Below are 19500 nucleotides of genomic sequence, written 5' to 3'. Positions count from 1 at the left end.
GATCCCCTACTGTAGAGGGGTGATGATCAACCCTTGACGCTGCCCGCCAGCAGGCCGCGTACGAAGTAGCGCTGCAGGCTGAGGAAGACGATCAGCGGGATGATGATGGACACGAACGCGCCCGAGGTGAGCCGCTGCCAGTCGTTGCCGCGGGTGCCCGCGAGCTCGGCCAGGCGCACGGTCAGCGGGGTGCTGTCCGCGCCGGGGACGAACACCAGCGCGACGAGCAGGTCATTCCAGACCCATAGGAACTGGAAGATGGCGAAGGACGCCAGCGCGGGCACGATGAGCGGCAGCACCACCTGCCGGAAGATGCGCGCATGGCTGGCCCCGTCGACCCGGGCCGCCTCGATGATGTCGCCGGGCAGCTCGGACATGAAGTTGTGCAACAGGAACACGCCCAGCGGAATGGCGAAGCAGGTGTGCGCGAACCAGATCTGGACGAACGAGCCCTCGTCCTCCAGCGCGAAGATGTTGAAGAACTGAAGCAGGGGAACCAGAGCCATCTGGATGGGCACGATCTGCAGCGCGAAGATGGCCACGTAGATCCAGTCGCGGCCCTTGAATTTGGTCCACGCCAAGGCATAGGCGGCCAGGGCGCAGAACGCCACCGGGAACAGCACCGAAGGGATCGTGATGACCAGCGAGTTGATGAAGTAGGTGGCGAGCCGCCCCGAGCTGCCCGAGGTGCCGAAGAGCACGTCCTGGTAGTTGTCCAGGGTCACCTTCGGATCGGTGAAGAAATTCCACCAGCCGTTGGTTTTGATGTCCGCCTCGGGCCGGAACGAGGAGATGAACAGGCCGAGCGTGGGCACCGTCCAAATGAGAGCGATCACCAGCGAGATGGCGCTTGCGGTGCGGCTGGTCAGCCTCTTGCGAACCCGGCCGACCGCCGTGGCGGGCTCGGCGACAGGGACCGGGACGGTACTCACATCGCCTCCTGGCGGCGCTTGCGGAACTGGCGAACCTGGTAGAACACGATCGGGGTGACGAGCAGGAAGAGGAACACGGCCAGCGCCGAGCCCCGCCCGTCGTCGTAGGAGTCGAAGGCCTGCACGTACATCTCGTGCGCCAGAACGTTGGTGTCGAACCGGCCGCCGGTCATGGTGCGCACAATGTCGAAGAGCTTGAGCGAGGCGATGGAAATCGTCACCACCACGACCACCAGCGCGGGACGGATGCTCGGCACGGTCACGCGCCAGAACATCTGCCACGGCGTGACACCGTCGATGCGCGCTGCCTCAGTGATCTCAGCGGGGATCGCCTTGATGGCCGCGGAAAGGATCACCATCGCGAAACCGGCCTGGATCCAGACCAGTACCACGATGAGGAAAAGCGTGTTCCAGGGCGGCTCGAGCAGCCAGTTGGCGGGCTTCATGCCGAGCCAGACCACGACCTGGCTCAGCAGGCCGATCTGCTTGTCGGCCACCTCCGGGTCGCGGTAGGCGTAGACGAACTTCCAGATGATTCCAGCGCCCACGAACGAGATGGCCATCGGCATGAAGATGAGCGACTTGGCGAGGCCCTCGAACTTCGCCCTGTCCACCACCACGGCGTAGACCAGGCCGACCGTGGTCGCCACGGTGGGCACCAGCACCACCCACAGCGCGGTGTTTCCCAGCACCTTACGCGTTTCCGGCTGCGTGAAGATCCACGCATAGTTGTCCAGCCCGACGAAGTCGGAGGAGTCGGCATCCATGAACGAGAAGATGAAGGTGCGGATGGCCGGGATGACCAACCCGATGGTCACCAGCAGCAGGGCCGGCGTCAGGAAGCCCAGGGCCACCCAGCGATCCCTGCGGCCGGAGACCTTGTCCAGCGCGAGCAGCAAGAGACCGACGATGGCGAAGAAACCGATGACGCCATAGAGCAGCATCAACAGCTTCGGCCCCTCGACCGCCATGTCAAGCATCTACCCACTCCTCTTCACCTGCGCAGGGGTGCCCACATTCACAAGCAGGGGTGCCCGCGCGAACGAGCACCCCTGTATAGCACTTGACTACTTGGGCCAGGAAGCCTCGATCGCATCGAGCGCGGCCTTGGTGTCCTTGCCGGTGATCCAGGCGGTCATTTCCTTCCAGAACGTGCCCGAGCCGACAGCGGCGGGCATCAGGTCGGAACCGTCGAAACGGAACACCGAGCTGGAGTCCTGCAGGATCTGGACCGACTTCTTGTCGATCGGGTTGGCCACGTTCGCCAGGTCCACGCCCTTGTTGGCGGAGACCCAGTTGCCCAGCTTGGCCCGGGTGTTGGCGTGGTGCGCGCTGGCCAGGTAGGCCTGGACGGCCTGGACCTCGGGACGGTCGGCGAAGCCGACGACGAACTCGCCGCCGCCGAGCACCGGCTTGCCCTTGGCCGCGTCGATGGCCGGGAAGTAGAACGCGAAGACGTCGCCGTCCTCGGCCACCTTGGTGCCCTTCGGGAACTGGTTGGCGTAGAAGGAAGCCTGGCGGTGCAGGGCGCACTTGCCGGCGAGGATCGGCAGGCCGCCCTCCTGGAAGGCGGTGGTGGCGATGGACTTCACGTCACCGATGCCGGCGTTGACGTAGGCCGGGTTCTTCAGGATGCTGCCGGCCCGGTCGACCGCGGAAATGATCTTGGGGTCGTTGAACGGGACGGTGTGCGCCACCCACTGGTCGTAGACCTGCGGGCCCTGGTCACGCAGCAGGATGTCCTCTGTCCAGTCGGTCGCCGGCCAGCCGGTGGCCACGCCCGACTCGATCCCGGCGCACCACGGCTTGAGCTTGCCGCCGGCCGCGATGGTGTTGCTGAGCGTGATCAGCTCGTCCCACGAGGTCGGGATCTTCCAGTTGTTGTCCTTGAACATCTTCGGCGAGTACCAGACGAAGCTCTTCACGTTCGAGCCGAGCGGAGCGCCGTAGACCTTGCCGTCGACCGTCGCGTACTTCAGCCAGTCGGCCGAGTAGTTCTGCGTCGCGGTGGTCTTGGCCTTGTCGCCCAGCGGCTTGAGCTTGCCGCCCTTGGCGAAGTACTCGACCACACCGGGCTGGGGCACGAAGGCGATGTCGGGCGCGCGGCCGCCGTCGACGCGGACCTTGACCTGCGTCTCGAACTCGCCGCTGCCCTCGTAGTCGATCTTGACTCCGGTGCAGTTCTCGAAGTCCTTCCATGACTGCTTGAGGAGGTCCTCTTCGGTGTCACGGATGGAGGCGTAAATGGTGACCTTCTTGCCGGCTATGCCTGAATAGTCCTTGAAGGCCGCGCACTCTGGCTTGCTCAGGTTGTCATTCGTGGTGCCGTCACCGCCCTTACAGGCCGCAGCGGTCAAGGCCAGCGCAGCCACACCCACCAGGGCGTAGATCCGACGCTGTGTTGTTGATGCCATCAGCACGTTCCTTCCTAAGTTGCCGCCGATGCAAGATAACGCAAATCATGGAAGAAGTTGCGGGAGCGTGTCCAGCTCTCATCCTGGCAGTGTTTCGTAACGGTTTGGAAACCCGGATAGATCGGCTCGGCCCTGCCTGATATAACAATACGTACGTACGGTTTGTTTGGAGGCCAGCATGTGGAACCCCGATCTGTATCTCCGCTTCGCCGACGAGCGCGGGCGGCCTTTTCATGAGCTGGTGGCCCGGATTGGCGCCGCCGAGCCCAGGGTAGTGCTCGACTTTGGCTGTGGGCCGGGAAATCTGACCGAAACCCTGCCCGCCCGGTGGCCGGATGCGCAGGTCGTCGGGGTGGATTCGTCCCCCGAGATGATCGAGAAGGCGCAGGCCGGGAACGGCGGCGTCACCTACCGGGTGGGCGACGCGCTCGACTACGTGCCGGACGACGACGTGGACGTCATCGTCAGTAACGCCATGCTGCAGTGGGTGGAAGGCCACGACGAGGTCCTGTGCGGCTGGGTGAAGCCGGGCCGGTGGATCGCCATACAGGTGCCGGGCAACTACAACGCGCCGGGGCACCTGGCCATGCGCGCGTTGTGCGAGTCGCCGCGCTGGTCGGCGGAGCTGGGTGGTGTCAACAACTTCCGGCCCGTGGGCGACGCTATCCACTTTGGACGGTTGCTGCGCGACGCGGGCTGTGTGGTCGACGCGTGGGAGACCAACTACATCCATCAGCTGCCGGTGGTGCAGGGGCAGTGCCATCCCGTGCTCACCTGGATGAGCGGCACGGCGATGCGCCCGATCCGCGCGGTGCTTGACGATGCCCGATGGGAATCGTTCTGCGACGATTTGGAACGCGAGCTGTGGCAGCTTTACCCGCCGCACGGTTCCATAGTGGATTTTTCATTCCTGCGTGTCTTTGCGGTGGCTAATCGACTTTCGTAAGCGCAGCGTTACGATGAGTCATGTCTGAGCCGTCGCGTATCCCGCCCGTACCGGTCGAATTCGAGGACATCGCCCGCACCCAGCATGCGGTGCAGGACCAACTGCTTCAGGTGCCCAGCATCGTGGGGGTCGCCCTGGGGCACAAGCACATCGCGGGTTATGACACCGGCGAGCGCGCCATCGTCGTGCTGGTCACCTCCAAACTCGCGGCGGAAGTGTTGCCCGCCACCGACATCGTTCCTGCGGCCATCGGTGGCATTCCCACCGATGTGCAAGAGGTCGGCGTGCTGCGCGCGGGGCCGGAACCCCTTGCCGCGTCAGCGATCACTCTGACCAAACGCTACCGTCCTGCCTTCGGTGGGCTAAGCGTCGGGCATGTCGGCATCACCGCGGGCACCATCGCCACCGGATGTTATGACGCCGCCTCGTTCCCGGGCATGCCACCGCGTTTCTACCTGCTGAGCAACAACCATGTGCTGGCCAACTCCAACGCCGGCGCGATCGGCGACGCGGTCCTGCAACCCGGGCCGTACGACGGTGGGAAGGCCGAGACCGACACCATCGCCAAGCTGGCGCGCTTCGTGGAAATCAAGTTCATCGACGGAACCGAGAGCCCGCCCACCAATGAGGTGGATGCGGCGCTCGCCGAGGTCGATCTGTCCGAACTGGACAGACGGGTGCACTGGGTCGGCAACCTTCGCCGCACGATCCTCACCCCTCAGGTGGGTCAGCTGCTTTCCAAGTGTGGCCGGTCAACGGGCTTCACCACGGGTAGCATCGTGAACATCAACGCCACCGTGGACGTCAACTATGGCTCCGGCAAGGTCGCGCGTTTCGTCGGCCAGCTCATCACGACGCCGATGTCGGCGCCGGGCGACTCGGGCAGCCTGGTGGCCGACCTCGACGGCGCCGCGGTCGGCCTGCTCTTCGCCGGCTCGCCGCTGGCCACCGTGGTCAACACGATCGAAGCGGTGCAGCGGCTGTTGGGGGTGAAGGTGGCGGATGCTTAGGGAAGCGCTGGACGAGGCGAACAACTGGATAGGCAAGGTTCCCGGCGTCGTGATGGTGGGCGAGGGAAGGGCGCAGGACGGGTCACCGACGGTGGACGTGTGGGTGACCCAACCGGTTTCGCTGCCGCAAAAGGTGAAAGGCGTCGAGGTGAGGGTGCGTAACTCGGGCGATATCCAGGCCCAGTAACGTAAGCACGTATGCGGGACTTCATCGCCGGGCTACCCAAGGCCGAGTTGCACGTACACCATGTCGGTTCGGCTCTGCCACGGATCGTGGCCGAGCTCGCCGCGCGGCACGAGGGCAGCACCCCGGTGCCTGCCGATCCGGAGCTGCTCGCCGACTATTTCACCTTCACCGACTTCGGCCACTTCATCACCGTGTACCTGAGCGTGGTGGACCTGATCCGCGACGCCGAAGATGTGCGCATCCTCACCTATGAGGTGGCCCGGGAGCTGTCCCGCCAGCAGGTGCGCTACGCCGAGCTGACCTGCACCCCCTACTCCCATTTCAAGCGCGGGATGCCCGGTGAGGCGTTCTGCGAGGCGATCGAGGATGCGCGGGAGAGCGCCGAGCGGGAGCTCGGCATAGTGCTGCGGTGGTGCTTCGACATTCCGGGTGAGGCGGGTCTGCCCTCGGCCGAGGAGACGCTGCGCATCGCGCTGGGGGAGAAGCCGGCCGGGCTGGTGAGCTTCGGCCTGGGCGGGCCGGAGATCGGGGTGCCTCGCCCGCAGTTCCGGCCCTACTTCGAGATGGCCAAAGCGAACGGGTTGCACAGCGTGCCGCACGCCGGGGAGACCACGGGTCCGCAGACCATCTGGGACGCCCTCAATGAGCTCAGCGCCGAGCGGATCGGGCACGGGATCTCCGCCGCCCAAGACCCGGCCCTGCTTGCGCACCTGGCGCAAACCGGTATCCCGCTTGAGGTGTGCCCGACCTCGAACGTGCGCACCCGCGCGGTGCGGGAGATCTCCGAGCATCCACTTGCGACACTGGTCGAGGCCGGGGTGCAGCTGAGCATCAACTCCGACGATCCGCCCATGTTCGGCACGACACTCAACCATGAGTACGAGGTCGCCGCGTCGCTGCTGCAACTCGACGAGCAGGGCGTGGCCGAGCTGGCCCGCGGCGCTGTGCGGCAGTCCTTCGCACCCGACTGGGTCAAAACCTCGCTGCTGGCCGAGATCGATCTATACGCCGTGCAGGCGGCGGACCTTCGTCCAGGTGGGGGCGTCTAGGCTGCCGGCCCGGTTGTCCAGCGCTCGCTCCCTGAGCCGGATCGGATCGCTCAGGTCCAGATAGCTGTTCTTGGTGGCGTTGCGGTCCCACGCCCGAGTGGTGATCTCGATGTGGTCGCGGCGGTGGCTCTGGTCCTGACTTGTGATCTTGAGGATGTCGTAGCCCCTCCACTTGAGACGCAGGATCAGGCACGGCCGCACCTTCGAGCCCGGCCCGTCCTCGAACGGGACGTCGGCCCACCAGATCTCGCCGGGCTTCGCCTTGTGACTTCCGAAGATTCGCCATAGCCAGGTCCACACGAACAGACACCCTATCGGCTGATGGCCGCGTGAGCGCTAGGTGGCGAAGAATCCTCGGCTATGGATTCGGTGCTGGCCCAGGTCTTCCTGCCCGTTGCGCTCGGGATCGTCATGCTGGGCCTTGGCCTGGGTCTGACCATCGCCGACTTCAAGCGCATTGTCGTCTTCCCCAAGGCGGTGCTGGTGGCCCTGGTCTGCCAGGTCCTCCTGCTGCCGCTGGCCTGCTACGGCCTGGTGCTCGCCTTCGACCTGCCGCCCGTGCTCGCGGTCGGCATGATGCTGCTGGCCGCGTCGCCGGGCGGCACCACCGCCAACCTTTACAGCCATCTGTTCGGCGGCAACGTCGCCCTCAACGTCACGCTGACCGCGGTGAACTCGGTGCTGGCCGTCTTCACGCTGCCGATTGTGGCGAACCTTTCGCTTGAGCGCTTCATGTCTGGTACCGGGCAAATCGGCCTTCAATTCGACAAGGTGCTTCAGGTCTTCGCGATCGTGCTGATCCCGGTCGCGCTGGGCATGCTTGTCCGGTCGAAGTGGCAGGCGTTCGCGGAGCGGATGCAGCGCCCGGTGCGGCTGCTGTCCGTCGTCGTGCTGGTGGTGGTGATCGCGGGCACCATCATCAACGAGCGGGAGAATGTCGCCACCTACTTCGCCGACGCGGGTCTGGTCGCCCTCGCCTTCAACCTGATCAGCCTCACCGTGGGCTACTTCGCGCCGCGCCTGGCCAAGGTGGGCAAGGCGGAGTCGGTCGCGGCCGCCATGGAGATTGGCATCCACAATGGAACTCTCGCCATCGTGATCGCCACCACCCTGCTGAACAGCACGCAAATAGCAGTTCCCGCCGCGGTTTACAGCATCATCATGTTCTTCACGGCCGCCGCTTTCGGCTATCTGGTGCGCCCGCGTCCCGTTTAGGGACAACGCGCCCCCGCTTGAGGCGGTAGGCTCGCGCACGCATTGCGGCCTACGCGGGGGAAGCGGGGATCATGACTACGGTAGTTCTTGCACGGGAAAAGCTTGTCCCGCAACTACCGCAATCACCTCCATCCCCGACATTTCCCAGGTGGCCATGGCGGGTCGGGGTGGCTGTCGGCCTGGTGGCGCTCTTCGCCGCCTATCTGAGGATCGCCTCGGCGATGGGGGTCAACGCCGACGGCGCCAGCAACGCTTTGCAGGCCTGGGACATGTGGCATGGCAATCCGCTGCTCACCGGGTGGACGGTGACCGACGTGCCGTTCTACACCAACGAATTGCTGCTCTTCGTAGCGGCCGAGCTGGTGGTGGGCTTTCACGCGGGCGTGGTCAACGTGGTGGCGGCGCTCGTGTTCACCCTGCTCGTGTTCATGGTTGGGGTGGTGGCCAAGGGCCGGGCCACCGGCGCGGAGGCGGGGTGGCGGGTCGGCCTGGCGGTGGCCGTGGTCGGCGTGCCCGTGCTCGGCCTGGCCAGCTCGGTGCAGCTCACCTCGCCCGACCACACCGGCACGGCCATCCCGCTTCTGCTGACCTGGCTGGTCCTGGAGCGGGCCGCGACCAAGCGCTGGATGCCGTGGGCGGTGCTGGCGCTGCTCGCGTTCGGCCAGGTCTCTGACCCGCTGGCGATGTACATCGGGGCCTTGCCACTCATGCTGGTGAGCATCTGGCGCCTGCGGCGCGGCCGCAGTGGCCGCCGCGGCACCGACGCCCGACTCCTGATCGCCGGGTTCGGCTCGATCGTGCTGGCACAGCTGGTGCTGCTGGGCATCAGGCTGGCCGGCGGCTTCGGCGCTCACGCTCCGCCGGTGCGCCTCGCGGAGCTGTCCAGGCTGCCCGAGCATCTTTGGATCGCGGCGCAGGCGCTGGCCGGAAACTTCGGCGCGTTCTTCGCCGATCGAGGTGGCGCGCCGGGCGCGGCCATGGCCGTGGTGCACTCGGTGGGTCTGGTCCTAGCAATGTGGACGGTGGGCCTGGTGCTGAGCCAAGCGCTGCGCCGCAAAGGGACTGAGCCGGGCGACCGGCTGGGCGAGCTCTTGGCCGTCGGAGTGCTGGTCAACCTGGGCGCCTATGTAGTGTCGACCCTCCCTGGCGACCTGGGCACCGCCCGGCAGATTGTGGCCGTGGTCCCGTTCTCGGCCGTTCTGGTGGGCCGGGCTTGGGGGGCGCGGCTGGCGGCGGCCAAGGCGCGCCTTGCCTTCGCCGGGCGGCGGTCAAGCCCGCGCGGCGTCGGCCATCTGGATGATGCTCGGCCCGGTCTGCTGCGCAGCGGGTTCGGCCGCTTCGCCGCCGGGCAGGCGCTGGCCGCGGTGCTCATGGTGGCACTGGCCGGTGAGCTGGCGATCCAGGCCACCACACCGGCGCGGGCACCTGAGAGCCAGGATGTGGCGCAATGGCTCGACGCCCAGGGCATGAGCTACGGCCTGGGCAGCTATTGGCAGGCCAACAACGTCACCCTCATCACCAGCGGACGCGTGCACGTCATCCCCACCACCGGCAACCCGATCAGTGGCTATCGGTGGGAGTCGCGCGTGCAGTGGTACGACCCGGCACTGCACGACGCCCGGTTCCTGGTGCTGGACAAGGCCCACCCCGGCATGGGCGCGGAGGCGACCGCCATCGCCCAGTTCGGAAGGCCGGTGGCGCGGCACGAGTTCTCCCGCGCGCTCGTGCTCGTCTACGACCACAACCTGCTCGTCGGCCTTCCCGCCTACTGCATTCCGGGCAACGCGCCGAGCATGGCCCAGTGCCCTCCGCACAAAATCCCGCTCGTGCCCTAGCCCGGTGTCAGGGCAGGCGCAGCACCCAGCGGTAGGCCTGCACCAGACCCGTGTCGAAGCTGGCCGCCGACCCCCAGAGGAAGAGACGGAACCGGCGGTAGAACGGCTCGCCCCAGCGCCGCACCACGTCCTCGCGGGCCGCGTCCAGGCGGCGGGCCCACTCGGCGCAGGTCAGGTGGTAGTTGTGCCGGTCATCGTCGACACTGACCAGCTCGAATGGCGACTTGGCGACCTGCCGCAGGTATTGGTGCAGCACCAGCGGCGAGGACTTGCCGGGATAGATGTAGCGGCTCATGAAGGTGGAAACGCTGTGCTTGGTGCGCATCGCGAGCGCGTCGAGGTAGACATGCCCGCCCGGCTTCACCAGCGCCGCATATTGCCGCAGCGTCGCCCGGTAGTTGGGGATGTGCTCGGTCACGCCCATGTTGACGATCGCGTCATAGCGCTGATCGCTTTGATACTCGAGGGCATGCTGGCGAATTACCTTGGCAGGCAAGGCTTCCCGCGTGATCAGCGCGTTGAGGTAGCGCTCCGACTCCTCGGCCAGGGTGAGCGCGGTGACCTTGATCCCGCGACGCCCCGCGTGCTCCATGAACGCGCCCCAGCCGCCGCCGACCTCCAGCACGTGGTCGCCGGGCTTGACCCCGATGGCCTCGATCGCGAGGTCCATCTTGCGGGTCATCGCGTCCTCCAGCGGCTCATCGTCGCGCTGGAACACCCCTTGCGTGTAGCAACGGTGCCGCTTGTCCATGAAGGTGAGGAAAAAGTCGGAGTCGTTGTCATAGTGCGACGAGATCGCGGGGCGGTCGGCCTTGATGAAACGGGCGACCCACGCGATGGGGTGGAAATCGTGGAACATGCCCCGCATCTTCAGCGCTGTCATCAAATCGCCCTCGAAATCGAGCCAGCCACGCAGGTAGGCGACGCCGATGGCGAACTGGTCCAACCCGGACAGTGCTTTGTGTCCACGGGGATCGGAGACCGTGACGGTGAAGGCTGGCGCACCCGATCCGAGCGAGATCTCGGAGCCGTCGAGATCACGCACCGCAAAGGGCACCGGCCGCTTTTCAGCAAAATAGTTGCGATAGCGGCGATCCAGGGCGCGTGCAAGGTCTGACTGTGCCATGAAAGGCAATCTACCGCGCAGGATCGACTACCGGGAGACGTGTCTGATCGCAGGCGATGTCCGAAGTCGGAAGGGTCGATGAACTCCAATTGGGATTAGCGTGAGCGCACCCCGGGGCTAACCGATCCTTCATAAGGAGTTCATCGATGGCACGTTATGGTGCGCCAGGCCGGCGACTGCTGATCGCCGCGCTGGCCGCGGGCATCACCGCGGTCGGCGCGGTGACAGCGACGCTGGCCCAGGCGAGCACGACACCCGCCCCGGCCCCCGCTGGGGTTCCGGCAGGCTTCCTCGAGGTGGCCGACTCGGTACCCAATAGCTATCTAGTCATGCTCAAGGGCAGGCCGTCGCTTCAGGCGCAGGCCCGCACCGATGTCGGCACCGAGGCGAAGTCGCTGGCCGCCAAGCACGGTGGCAAGCATGGCGCGATCTTCTCCGCCGCCCTGCGCGGCTTTGCCTTTGAGGGCACCGAAACCCAGGCCCGGGCACTCGCCGCCGACCCTTCCGTCCAATTCGTCCAGCAGAACGGGCGGGTGCAAGTTGTTGAGACGCAACCGAATCCGCCGTCATGGGGGCTGGACCGGATAGACCAGCGCAACCTGCCGCTCAACCAGTCCTACACCTACCCGTCGACGGCCTCCGGGGTCCATGTCTATGTGCTCGACACCGGGATCCGCCGCACGCATCAAACCTTCGGCGGGCGCGCCGACATCGTCTTCGACAACGTCGGCGATGGACAGAACGGCGTCGACTGCCACGGCCACGGCACCCACGTCGCGGGCACCGTCGGGGGTGCGACCTTCGGCGTGGCCAAAGGCGTGCAGATCCACGCGGTGCGGGTGCTCAACTGCCAGGGCAGCGGGGACGACAACAAGATTGCCGAGGCGATCGACTGGGTCGCGGCCAACGCGCGCAAGCCCGCCGTGGCCAACATGAGCCTTGGCGCGCAAGGAAGTCACGCCGGAATGGAGACCGCGGTGCGCGGCGCCATCGCGGCGGGCGTCACCTTCGCTCTGGCCGGTGGCAACAACAACCAGAGCGCCTGCAACTTCACCCCGGCCCGGGAACCGCTGGCCATCACGGTCGGCGCGTCGGAGTCCAACGATGCCAAGGCGAGCTACTCCAATTTCGGGACCTGCCTGGACATCTGGGCGCCCGGATCGCAGATCGTCTCGGCCGGCTTCAGCTCTGACACCGGAACCGCGACAATGAGCGGCACCTCGATGGCCTCGCCGCACGTCGCGGGCGCGGCCGCGCTCTATCTGGCGGCCAATCCCGATGCCACACCGCAACAGGTGCGCGATGCGCTGGTGAACAACGCGACTCCGGGCAAGATAACCAATCCCGGAAGTGGTTCTCCCAACGTGCTTCTCTTTGTGGGTACCGGGGGACCGTCCCCTTCGCCCACCACCTCACCAACGCCTTCGCCGTCTCCCACCATGTCGCCGACCCCGCCGCCCAGCTCGCCACCGCCGACCACCCCGCCGCCGGGCAACACCTACGCCAACGAGAATGACGTGGCGATCGGCGATTTCAACAGTCCGGCGGTCAGCCCGATCTCGGTGAGCGGGCGTCCCGGCAGCGCGCCTTCGGCGCTTCGCGTCTACGTGAAGATCGCCTGCCCGAATCGCGGGCAGCTGAGCATAGAGCTGGTGGGGCCGAACGGATTTGTCTACCAGCTCAAGCAGATTAACTTCGGGGACACAGCCCCGAACGTCGACACCACCTACACGGTCAACGCCACCTCGTCCCCGGCGTCGGGGCAGTGGCAGCTGAGGGTCAGAGCGTTCAACTTCCAGGCCAGCAACGGCGTCCTGGACAGATGGAGCTTGACGTTCTGACCGATTCCGCGGGCCCGCCTCTTTCCAGAGCGGGCCCGCCTATCTACGCTGCTCAGATGCCGTCCCTGTTGGAGCCGGTCGGGTTGGCGCAGATTCATAGCGACCTCTACCTCGATCTGCTGACCCATCCCCGCTCCACTGCGGCCGACCTTGCGTCCAGATTGGACATTCCCATTCCGCGCGTGCGCAAGGCTTTGCAGAAACTGCTCGATGTGGGTCTGGCCAGCCGCCTGGTGGGCACCCGCAACAACTATGTCGCGGCGCCTCCCGAGGTCGCGGTGGACGCCCTGGTCACCAAGCGCACCCAGCAGCTGGAGCAGTTGCGCCTCAACGCCCACGAGCTGGCGCTGCGGGTGCGCTCGGTGCTCCCGCCCGCCGAGCCCTCCGAGCTGATCCAGCTGGTCGAGGGCAGGGAGGCGGTCCTGCATCACCTGGCCCGCATGCAGCTGGGCGCGCGCGAGGAGGTGGTCATCATCGACAGCCCGCCCTACCTGTTCGGCCAGCCCGTGGTGAACTCCGAAGAGCTGCAGGCGCTCAATCGCGGGGTGGCCTATCGCTGCCTCTACGACGCCCCGGGCCTGGCCGACGCCGGGCACCTGGACCAGGTCATGGAGTGCATCGCGGCGGGGGAGCAGGCGCGCAGCCTGCCGTCGGTGCGGATGAAGATGATCATTGCGGATCGCAGCCTGGCGCTCGTGCCGATCAGCTTCTCGGCCGCCGAGACCGGAACCCGGATCCTGGTTCACGCCTCGCCCCTGCTCGACGCGCTGGTGCTGTGCTTCGAGTCGCTGTGGGCCCAGGCCACCCCGATCGGCGCCGTCGCCGCCTCCCCGCACACGGTCAGCGAACAGGACAAGCGACTGCTGTCGATGCTTGCGGGAGGGCTCAAAGACCGCGCGATCGCCCGCACCCTGGGCGTCACCGAGCGCACGGTGGGCCGGCGCATCCAGGAATTGATGGCGCAGCTGAAGGCGACCACGCGCTTTCAGGCCGGGTTGCAGGCAGCGCGGCGGGGCTGGCTGTAGCTGCTTACCCCTTGACGGCAACTATTCACTCATTGAATAGTGATCCCGTGTCCACCGGTCATCTGCTGCTGGGGCTGCTCGCGCACCGCCCGCAGCACGGCTACGAGCTCAAGCGAGCGCACGACAGCAGGCTGCCCACCGCCAAGCCGCTGCCGTTCGGCCAGGTCTACGCCACACTCGGCCGGCTGGAACGCGATGGCCTCATCGAGCCGGCGGGGTCGGATCGCGACGGTGGCCCCGACCGGGTCAGCTACCGCATGACCGATGCCGGGCGGCAGGCGTTGCGCGAGTGGCTAGACGCGGTGGAGACCCCGGCGGCGTTCCTCGGCGGCACCATGTTCACCAAGATCGTTGTCGCGCTGGTGGCCGCCGACCGGCAGACGGCCATGCGCTGCCTGGCCAACCAGCGCGCCGCGCACATGGTCCGAATGCGCGAGCTCACCCAGCTCAAGCAGCGGGCGGCCTCGATCGCCGAGACCGCCGCCGCCGACTACTCCATCGCCCACCTCGACGCCGACCTGCGCTGGATGCAGCAGACCATGGACCGCCTCGACACCCTCGACCAGGAGATGAACTCATGAGCCTCTTGCAAGCCAAAGGCATCAGCAAGCGTTATGGACTCACCGATGCGCTGGTCCAGGTCGACCTGACTCTTGGCGCAGGCGAGGTGCTGGCGGTCACCGGGCCGAGCGGCTCGGGCAAATCAACACTGCTGATGTGCCTGTCCGGCATCACCCGGCCCGACGCCGGAGAGGTCTGGTTCGCCGGGGCGCGCCTGGACGACAGGTCCGAAGCTTCCCGCTCTGTGTTGCGGCGCACCGAGATCGGCGCCTTGCTGCAACACGGCCAGCTGGTCCCGGAACTCACGGCCGCTGAAAACGTGGCCCTGCCGCTCCTGCTCGGCGGCGCTCGCAAGGCCGGTGCCCTCGCCGCGGCCGCCGAATGGCTGGGTCTTTTCGGGGTGGCGCCCCACGCGGACAAGCGGCCGGGCGAGCTTTCCGGAGGGCAGCAACAGAAGGTGGCGCTGGCCCGGGCGATGGTCACCCAGCCCAGGCTGCTGTTCGCCGACGAACCGACCGGTTCGCTCGACAGCCTGGCAGGGGAGGCGGTGCTCGCGGCGATGATGGCGGCGGCCCGTGAGCTGAATACCGCGATCCTGCTGATTACCCACGATGCGACCGTGGCCGGCTACTGCGACCGCGAGCTTCACCTGCGCGACGGCCGCGTGCTGGCGGGGGTGGCCCAATGAGGCCCGCGACCCTGCTGCGCCTTGCCTTCGCCGGCTCGCTGACCGATCGGGTCCGGGCAGGACTGACCGTAATCGCGGCGGCCCTGGCCGGGCTAGCGATCCTCGCCACCGGCGCCGTGCTCAACATGGCGCCCACCGAGCGCTGGGTGCAGCGACCCGGCGGGCAGCCATATCTGGAGCAGAACGACTGGCGCTACACCACGACCTTCCTCAACTCCACGGGCCTTCGCCCGGGCCTGATAGTCATGGCAACCGTCTGCATCCTTCCGGCCCTTTTCCTGATAGCACAGGCGGCGAGGCTCGGCGGGCCCGCCCGCGATCGGAGGTTGGCGACCATGCGGCTGGCCGGGGCGACACCCCAGCAGAGCCGTGCGATCGCCGCCGCTGAACAGGGGATCGCGGTCGGGCTCGGCGCGCTGTTGGCGATGGCGGCATTTCCCTTGCTGCGCCTCGCCTTGCATCGCCCGACGATGGAGGGCGTCAGGGCGGGTGGCTGGGAGGGCGACGGGGTGCTCTTCACGCCATACAGCGGACCGCTGCTGCCGTTGCCCACCGACACCGCGCCCGCCTGGTGGAGCTGGCCGCTCGTGGCGCTCGGGCTTCCGGTGGCAGCGGCGCTGCTGTCGTCGCTGGCGTTGCGGCGCGTCTTCGCCGCGCCGACGGCCACCGTGCGCCGGGCACGGCGTGCTCGGCCGCGGCTCTGGCCATTGTGGCTCATGATCATCGGCCTCGCCGATCTCGCGCTGTGTCGCGCGTGGATCGACCGCCTGGTCCGCTCCGACGGCACGAGCGCCGACACCACCCCGCCCTACGTGCTGATGGGTGTCGGAGTCACGCTGCTCTGCGTTGGCGTGCCGATGTGCGCGGCGGCCATCGGCTGGCTGGGCGCCAAGGCGGCGTTGCGATGGGGAAGGTCGGCCAGCACGCTGATCGCCGCCCGCCGGGTGCTCGCCGACCCGTACTCGGGCAGCCGTGCCGTGCTGGCGTTGCTGGTATGCGCGGTGCTGGTGGCGGGGCTTCTCGGCTATCGGATCAACTTCGACTGGACGAACGAAGTCGGTGGCAAGTTCGGCTTCAGGCACGGGGACAAGCAGCTCAACGACTTGGTCCTCGGCATCCTGGACGCGATGGCCGTCATCTTCGTGTGTTTCGCGGCAGTGGGGCTGCTCATCGCGCTCGTTGATGCGGCGATGACCCGGCGGCGCATCGAGGCGGCGTTGCTCGCGACCGGTACCAGTCAAATGGTGTTGGTCAAGGCGAGGCTGACCGCGATCATGTTGACGGCGGTGCCCGGTGTCCTGCTTGGACTGTCGCTTGGCTATCTGATCCCGACGCTGGCCCTGCCGCCGGTACAGGACTCAGCCGTGGTGATCACCACCTGTCATGGCTTCGACGATGCCGGCGAGGTGCCCTGCACCCCGCAAGGTTTGGCGCAGCAGGAGCGGGCCGACCGTGGCGACGGCACGTCGCCCGCATACGGCCACGTGCAGCGCGATCCGCTGGGTCCCTGGCACAACGTCTACCCACCAATCCCCTGGGACAGGCTGGCGATGCTCGCGGTGATCGCCCTGGCGGCGGTGGCGGCCGCGACCGTGCTGAGCCTGATGATCGGAGGGAGGACCGGCGCGGACACCGCGCTGCGCACGACCTAGGCCGTGCGGCGCAGAGGGCAACTCGGTGACGGACGCTATCGGTCAACCGATAGCATCGGACAAAACCATCTTCTTATCGAGAGGCCTTCGTCATGAGCGCACTTAGTACCCGGCCCGTAGTCGACCCCGTCGTCGTCACGGCCGGCACGACGTGCGCCGACGCCATCGCCGCGGCCGGCCTGCCCACCTCCGGCCCGGCGGCGATAGTCGTGGTCAGGGATCCCTCGGGCCAGCTGCACGACCTCGACTGGGCGCCCGACGCGGACGTCTCGGTGGAGCCGGTGCGCCTGGACTCCCCGGACGGGCTCAACGTGCTGCGCCACTCCACCGCGCACGTGATGGCGCAGGCCGTCCAGGACATCTTCCCCGAGGCGAAGCTGGGGATTGGACCGCCCATCGACAACGGCTTCTACTACGACTTCAGCGTCCCCAAGCCGTTCCACCCGGAGGATCTCGAAAAAATCGAGAAGCGGATGCAGGAGATCATCAAGTCGGGGCAGACCTTCCAGCGCCGGCGCTTCTCCTCGCTTGACGAGGCCAAGACCGAGCTGGCCGACGAGCCGTTCAAGCTCGAGCTGGTGGACATCAAAGGCGACGTCGACTCGGCCGAGGTGATGGAGGTGGGCGGCGGCGAGCTGACCATCTACGACAACCTCGACAAGGAGGGCAAGCGCTGCTGGGGCGACCTGTGCCGGGGCCCGCACCTGCCGTCCACCCGGCTCATCGCGGCCTTCAAGATCATGCGGTCGGCGGCGGCCTACTGGCGCGGATCGGAAAAGAACCCCCAGCTGCAGCGCATCTACGGCACGGCGTGGCCGAGCCGCGACGCGCTCAAGGGCTACCTGCAGATGCTGGAAGAGGCCGCCAAACGCGACCACCGCAAGCTCGGCGCCGACCTCGACCTGTTCTCCTTCCCCGACGAGATCGGCTCGGGCCTGGCCGTCTTCCATCCCAAGGGCGGCATCATCCGCCGCGAGATGGAGAACTACTCGCGGGTGCGCCACGAGCAGGAGGGCTACTCGTTCGTCAACACCCCGCACATCAGCAAGGGCGACCTCTTCTCCATTTCCGGGCACCTGCAGTGGTACGCCGACGGGATGTACCCGCCGATGGAGATGGAAGGCGCCAACTACTACCTCAAGCCGATGAACTGTCCCTTCCACAACCTCATCTTCAAGTCGCGCGGGCGGTCCTATCGCGAGCTTCCGCTGCGCACCTTCGAGTTCGGTTCGGTTTACCGGTATGAGAAGTCCGGGGTGGTGCACGGGCTGACCCGGGTGCGGGGCATGACCCAGGACGACGCCCACATCTACTGCACCAAGGAGCAGATGACCGGCGAGCTCAAGTCGCTGCTGAGCTTCGTGCTGGGGCTGCTGAAGGACTACGGTCTGGACGACTTCTTCCTCGAGCTGTCCACTCGCGACGATTCGCCCAAGTTCGTCGGCGCGCCCGAGGAGTGGGCTGAGGCCACCGCGGCGCTGGAGGAGGCGGCGCTCGAATCCGGGCTTGAGCTGGTGCCCGATCCCGGAGGTGCGGCCTTCTACGGCCCGAAGATTTCGGTGCAGGCGCGCGACGCCATCGGGCGCACCTGGCAGATGTCGACCATCCAGGTGGACTTCCAGCTCCCGCAGCGGTTCGAGCTGGAATACCAGGCTTCGGACGGTACCAGGCAAAGGCCAGTCATGATCCACAGGGCGTTGTTCGGATCGATCGAGCGCTTCTTCGGAGTGCTGACCGAGCACTATGCCGGCGCGTTCCCGGCGTGGCTGGCCCCGGTGCAGGTGGTCGGTATTCCGATCCGCGAAGACCACTCGGCCTACCTGGACGAGTTCGTCGCCATGCTGCGCAAGGAGGGCATCCGCGCCGAGGTCGACCACTCCGACGACCGGATGCAGAAGAAGATCCGGACAGCCCAGCAGCAGAAGATCCCGTTCATGGCGATCGCGGGCGACCAGGATGTGGCCGACGGCACCGTCTCCTTCCGCTACCGCGACGGATCGCAGCGCAACAGCGTCCCGCTGGCCGAGGCTGTCGCCCACGTCGCCGACGTGGTGCGCTCCCGCACGAACACAGGACCGTCCCATGCATCGGCATGAGGAAGGCTTCGAGCTCGATTCCGACCTGAGCCGGCTCGATCTCGACCTCGTCGAACGCTGGCTGGCGGTCGAAAGCTACTGGGCTTTCGGCCGCCCCCGCGCGCAGATCGAGCGGTCGCTGGCCAACTCGACGGTCTACGGCCTCTACAACGATCTTGGGTTCCAGGTCGGCCTGTTCCGGGTGGTCACCGATCGGGCCACCTTCGCGTGGCTGTGCGATGTCTTCATCGCCCACGACTACCGCGGCCGTGGCCTGGCGCAGTGGGCGCTGGCCCAGATCCGTGAAGATCTCTATGAGCTGGGCGTGTACCGGATCATTCTGGTGACCCAGGACGCGCACGGGGTCTACGCGAAGGCGGGCTTCACGCCGCTGACCGAGCCGGAAAAGATGATGATCCTCACGACGCCGCGAATCAGGCCACCGGCATGAGAGACGGGGACGGGCTGGAGCGGCTGTGGACTCCGTGGCGGCTGGCCTATGTGGCCGGCCCGGAGAAACCGGCCGGCTGCCCGTTCTGCGACGACTTCGAGCCCCTGTTGGTGGCCCGCGGCGAGCTCGTCTACGCGGTGCTCAACAAGTTCCCGTACAACCCGGGCCACCTGCTGATCTGCCCGTACAGGCACGTGCCGGACTACACCGACCTCACCGACGCCGAGGTGGCGGAGCTGGGTCTGTTCACCCAGCAGGCGATGGGCGTGATCCGCAAGGTGTCCAGCGCGCACGGCTTCAACATCGGGATGAACCAGGGCGCGGTGGCTGGTGCGGGCATCGCCGCGCACCTGCATCAGCATGTGGTCCCGCGCTGGGGCGGGGACAGCAACTTCCTGCCGGTCGTCGGCGGCACGAAGGCCCTGCCGCAGCTGCTGGCCGATACGCGTGAGCTGCTTCGCGGCGCTTGGGTCCAATAATGTCGTAGGCGGCT

General features: G+C 66.9%; 19 protein-coding genes. 14 read left to right on the top strand and 5 right to left on the bottom strand.

Annotated elements, in window-relative coordinates:
- Positions 1-26: 26 nt before the first annotated feature.
- The 3 genes from Rhe02_RS21985 to Rhe02_RS21975 form a co-directional block, all read right to left on the bottom strand.
- Positions 27-932: a carbohydrate ABC transporter permease gene (locus Rhe02_RS21985; RefSeq protein WP_203910184.1), complete on the bottom strand. Its 906-nt coding sequence runs from the start codon at positions 930-932 to the stop codon at positions 27-29.
- Positions 929-1912, bottom strand: coding sequence for a carbohydrate ABC transporter permease (locus tag Rhe02_RS21980; protein ID WP_203910183.1), 984 nt, complete (start codon positions 1910-1912; stop codon positions 929-931). Before Rhe02_RS21980 ends, Rhe02_RS21985 begins: the two co-directional genes overlap by 4 nt.
- Before the next feature lie 87 nt (positions 1913-1999).
- Positions 2000-3346, bottom strand: coding sequence for an ABC transporter substrate-binding protein (locus tag Rhe02_RS21975; RefSeq protein WP_203910182.1), 1347 nt, complete (start codon positions 3344-3346; stop codon positions 2000-2002).
- Positions 3347-3524: 178 nt separating this feature from the next.
- Here Rhe02_RS21975 and Rhe02_RS21970 point away from each other — a divergent pair, with 178 nt between their 5' ends.
- Genes Rhe02_RS21970 through Rhe02_RS21955 form a run of 4 tightly spaced genes read left to right on the top strand, consistent with a single transcriptional unit; the run spans position 3525 to position 6538 of the window.
- Positions 3525-4292, top strand: coding sequence for a methyltransferase domain-containing protein (locus Rhe02_RS21970; RefSeq protein ID WP_203910181.1), 768 nt, complete (start codon positions 3525-3527; stop codon positions 4290-4292).
- Positions 4293-4312: 20 nt separating this feature from the next.
- Entirely contained in the window at positions 4313-5302 is a 990-nt protein-coding gene (locus tag Rhe02_RS21965; protein ID WP_203910180.1) for a chymotrypsin family serine protease, read from the top strand.
- Positions 5295-5489, top strand: a complete 195-nt coding sequence (locus Rhe02_RS21960) for a hypothetical protein (protein ID WP_203910179.1) — start codon at positions 5295-5297, stop codon at positions 5487-5489. The genes Rhe02_RS21965 and Rhe02_RS21960 overlap by 8 nt, the downstream gene beginning before the upstream one ends.
- An 11-nt stretch (positions 5490-5500) precedes the next feature.
- Positions 5501-6538: an adenosine deaminase gene (locus Rhe02_RS21955; RefSeq protein ID WP_203910178.1), complete on the top strand. Its 1038-nt coding sequence runs from the start codon at positions 5501-5503 to the stop codon at positions 6536-6538.
- Here Rhe02_RS21955 and Rhe02_RS21950 read toward each other — a convergent pair.
- Positions 6491-6838, bottom strand: a complete 348-nt coding sequence (locus Rhe02_RS21950; protein ID WP_239123976.1) for a type II toxin-antitoxin system PemK/MazF family toxin — start codon at positions 6836-6838, stop codon at positions 6491-6493. The genes Rhe02_RS21955 and Rhe02_RS21950 overlap by 48 nt on opposite strands.
- A gap of 60 nt (positions 6839-6898) precedes the next feature.
- On the opposite strand from Rhe02_RS21950, the gene Rhe02_RS21945 reads away from it, so the two are divergent.
- Complete coding sequence (locus tag Rhe02_RS21945) at positions 6899-7753, top strand: bile acid:sodium symporter family protein (RefSeq protein ID WP_203910177.1); 855 nt, start codon at positions 6899-6901, stop codon at positions 7751-7753.
- Between the two features lie 167 nt (positions 7754-7920).
- Positions 7921-9588, top strand: a complete 1668-nt coding sequence (locus tag Rhe02_RS21940) for a hypothetical protein (protein ID WP_203910176.1) — start codon at positions 7921-7923, stop codon at positions 9586-9588.
- A gap of 7 nt (positions 9589-9595) precedes the next feature.
- Here Rhe02_RS21940 and Rhe02_RS21935 read toward each other — a convergent pair whose 3' ends face one another.
- Complete coding sequence (locus Rhe02_RS21935; RefSeq protein WP_203910175.1) at positions 9596-10714, bottom strand: class I SAM-dependent methyltransferase; 1119 nt, start codon at positions 10712-10714, stop codon at positions 9596-9598.
- A gap of 146 nt (positions 10715-10860) precedes the next feature.
- Between Rhe02_RS21935 and Rhe02_RS21930 the strand changes: the two genes are divergently transcribed.
- The 8 genes from Rhe02_RS21930 to Rhe02_RS21895 all read left to right on the top strand — a co-directional run bounded on the left by Rhe02_RS21930 (position 10861) and on the right by Rhe02_RS21895 (position 19486).
- On the top strand, positions 10861-12555 hold the full coding sequence (locus Rhe02_RS21930) for a S8 family serine peptidase (RefSeq protein ID WP_203910174.1): 1695 nt from the start codon (positions 10861-10863) through the stop codon (positions 12553-12555).
- A 56-nt stretch (positions 12556-12611) separates the two neighbouring features.
- The gene (locus Rhe02_RS21925) at positions 12612-13580 is read left to right on the top strand and encodes a helix-turn-helix domain-containing protein (protein ID WP_203910173.1); all 969 of its coding nucleotides are present in this window, start codon (positions 12612-12614) and stop codon (positions 13578-13580) included.
- A 47-nt stretch (positions 13581-13627) separates the two neighbouring features.
- Complete coding sequence (locus tag Rhe02_RS21920; protein WP_203910172.1) at positions 13628-14161, top strand: PadR family transcriptional regulator; 534 nt, start codon at positions 13628-13630, stop codon at positions 14159-14161.
- Positions 14158-14829 (top strand): ABC transporter ATP-binding protein, encoded by a 672-nt coding sequence (locus tag Rhe02_RS21915; protein WP_203910171.1) that lies wholly within the window; start codon positions 14158-14160, stop codon positions 14827-14829. Before Rhe02_RS21920 ends, Rhe02_RS21915 begins: the two co-directional genes overlap by 4 nt.
- The gene (locus Rhe02_RS21910) at positions 14826-16481 is read left to right on the top strand and encodes a hypothetical protein (protein ID WP_203910170.1); all 1656 of its coding nucleotides are present in this window, start codon (positions 14826-14828) and stop codon (positions 16479-16481) included. Before Rhe02_RS21915 ends, Rhe02_RS21910 begins: the two co-directional genes overlap by 4 nt.
- Before the next feature lie 92 nt (positions 16482-16573).
- Entirely contained in the window at positions 16574-18577 is a 2004-nt protein-coding gene (gene thrS, locus Rhe02_RS21905; protein ID WP_203910169.1) for a threonine--tRNA ligase, read from the top strand.
- Positions 18564-19007 (top strand): GNAT family N-acetyltransferase, encoded by a 444-nt coding sequence (locus tag Rhe02_RS21900; protein WP_203910168.1) that lies wholly within the window; start codon positions 18564-18566, stop codon positions 19005-19007. Before thrS ends, Rhe02_RS21900 begins: the two co-directional genes overlap by 14 nt.
- Positions 19004-19486 carry an HIT family protein gene (locus tag Rhe02_RS21895; protein ID WP_203910167.1) on the top strand — a complete coding sequence of 161 codons (483 nt, stop codon included), beginning with the start codon at positions 19004-19006 and terminating at the stop codon, positions 19484-19486. Before Rhe02_RS21900 ends, Rhe02_RS21895 begins: the two co-directional genes overlap by 4 nt.
- Positions 19487-19500 lie beyond the last annotated feature (14 nt).

The organism is Rhizocola hellebori (assembly GCF_016862955.1).
Classification (GTDB): domain Bacteria; phylum Actinomycetota; class Actinomycetes; order Mycobacteriales; family Micromonosporaceae; genus Rhizocola; species Rhizocola hellebori.
Note: the sequence above shows the minus strand (reverse complement) of the source record. Positions and strands in the feature narration are given on the sequence as shown.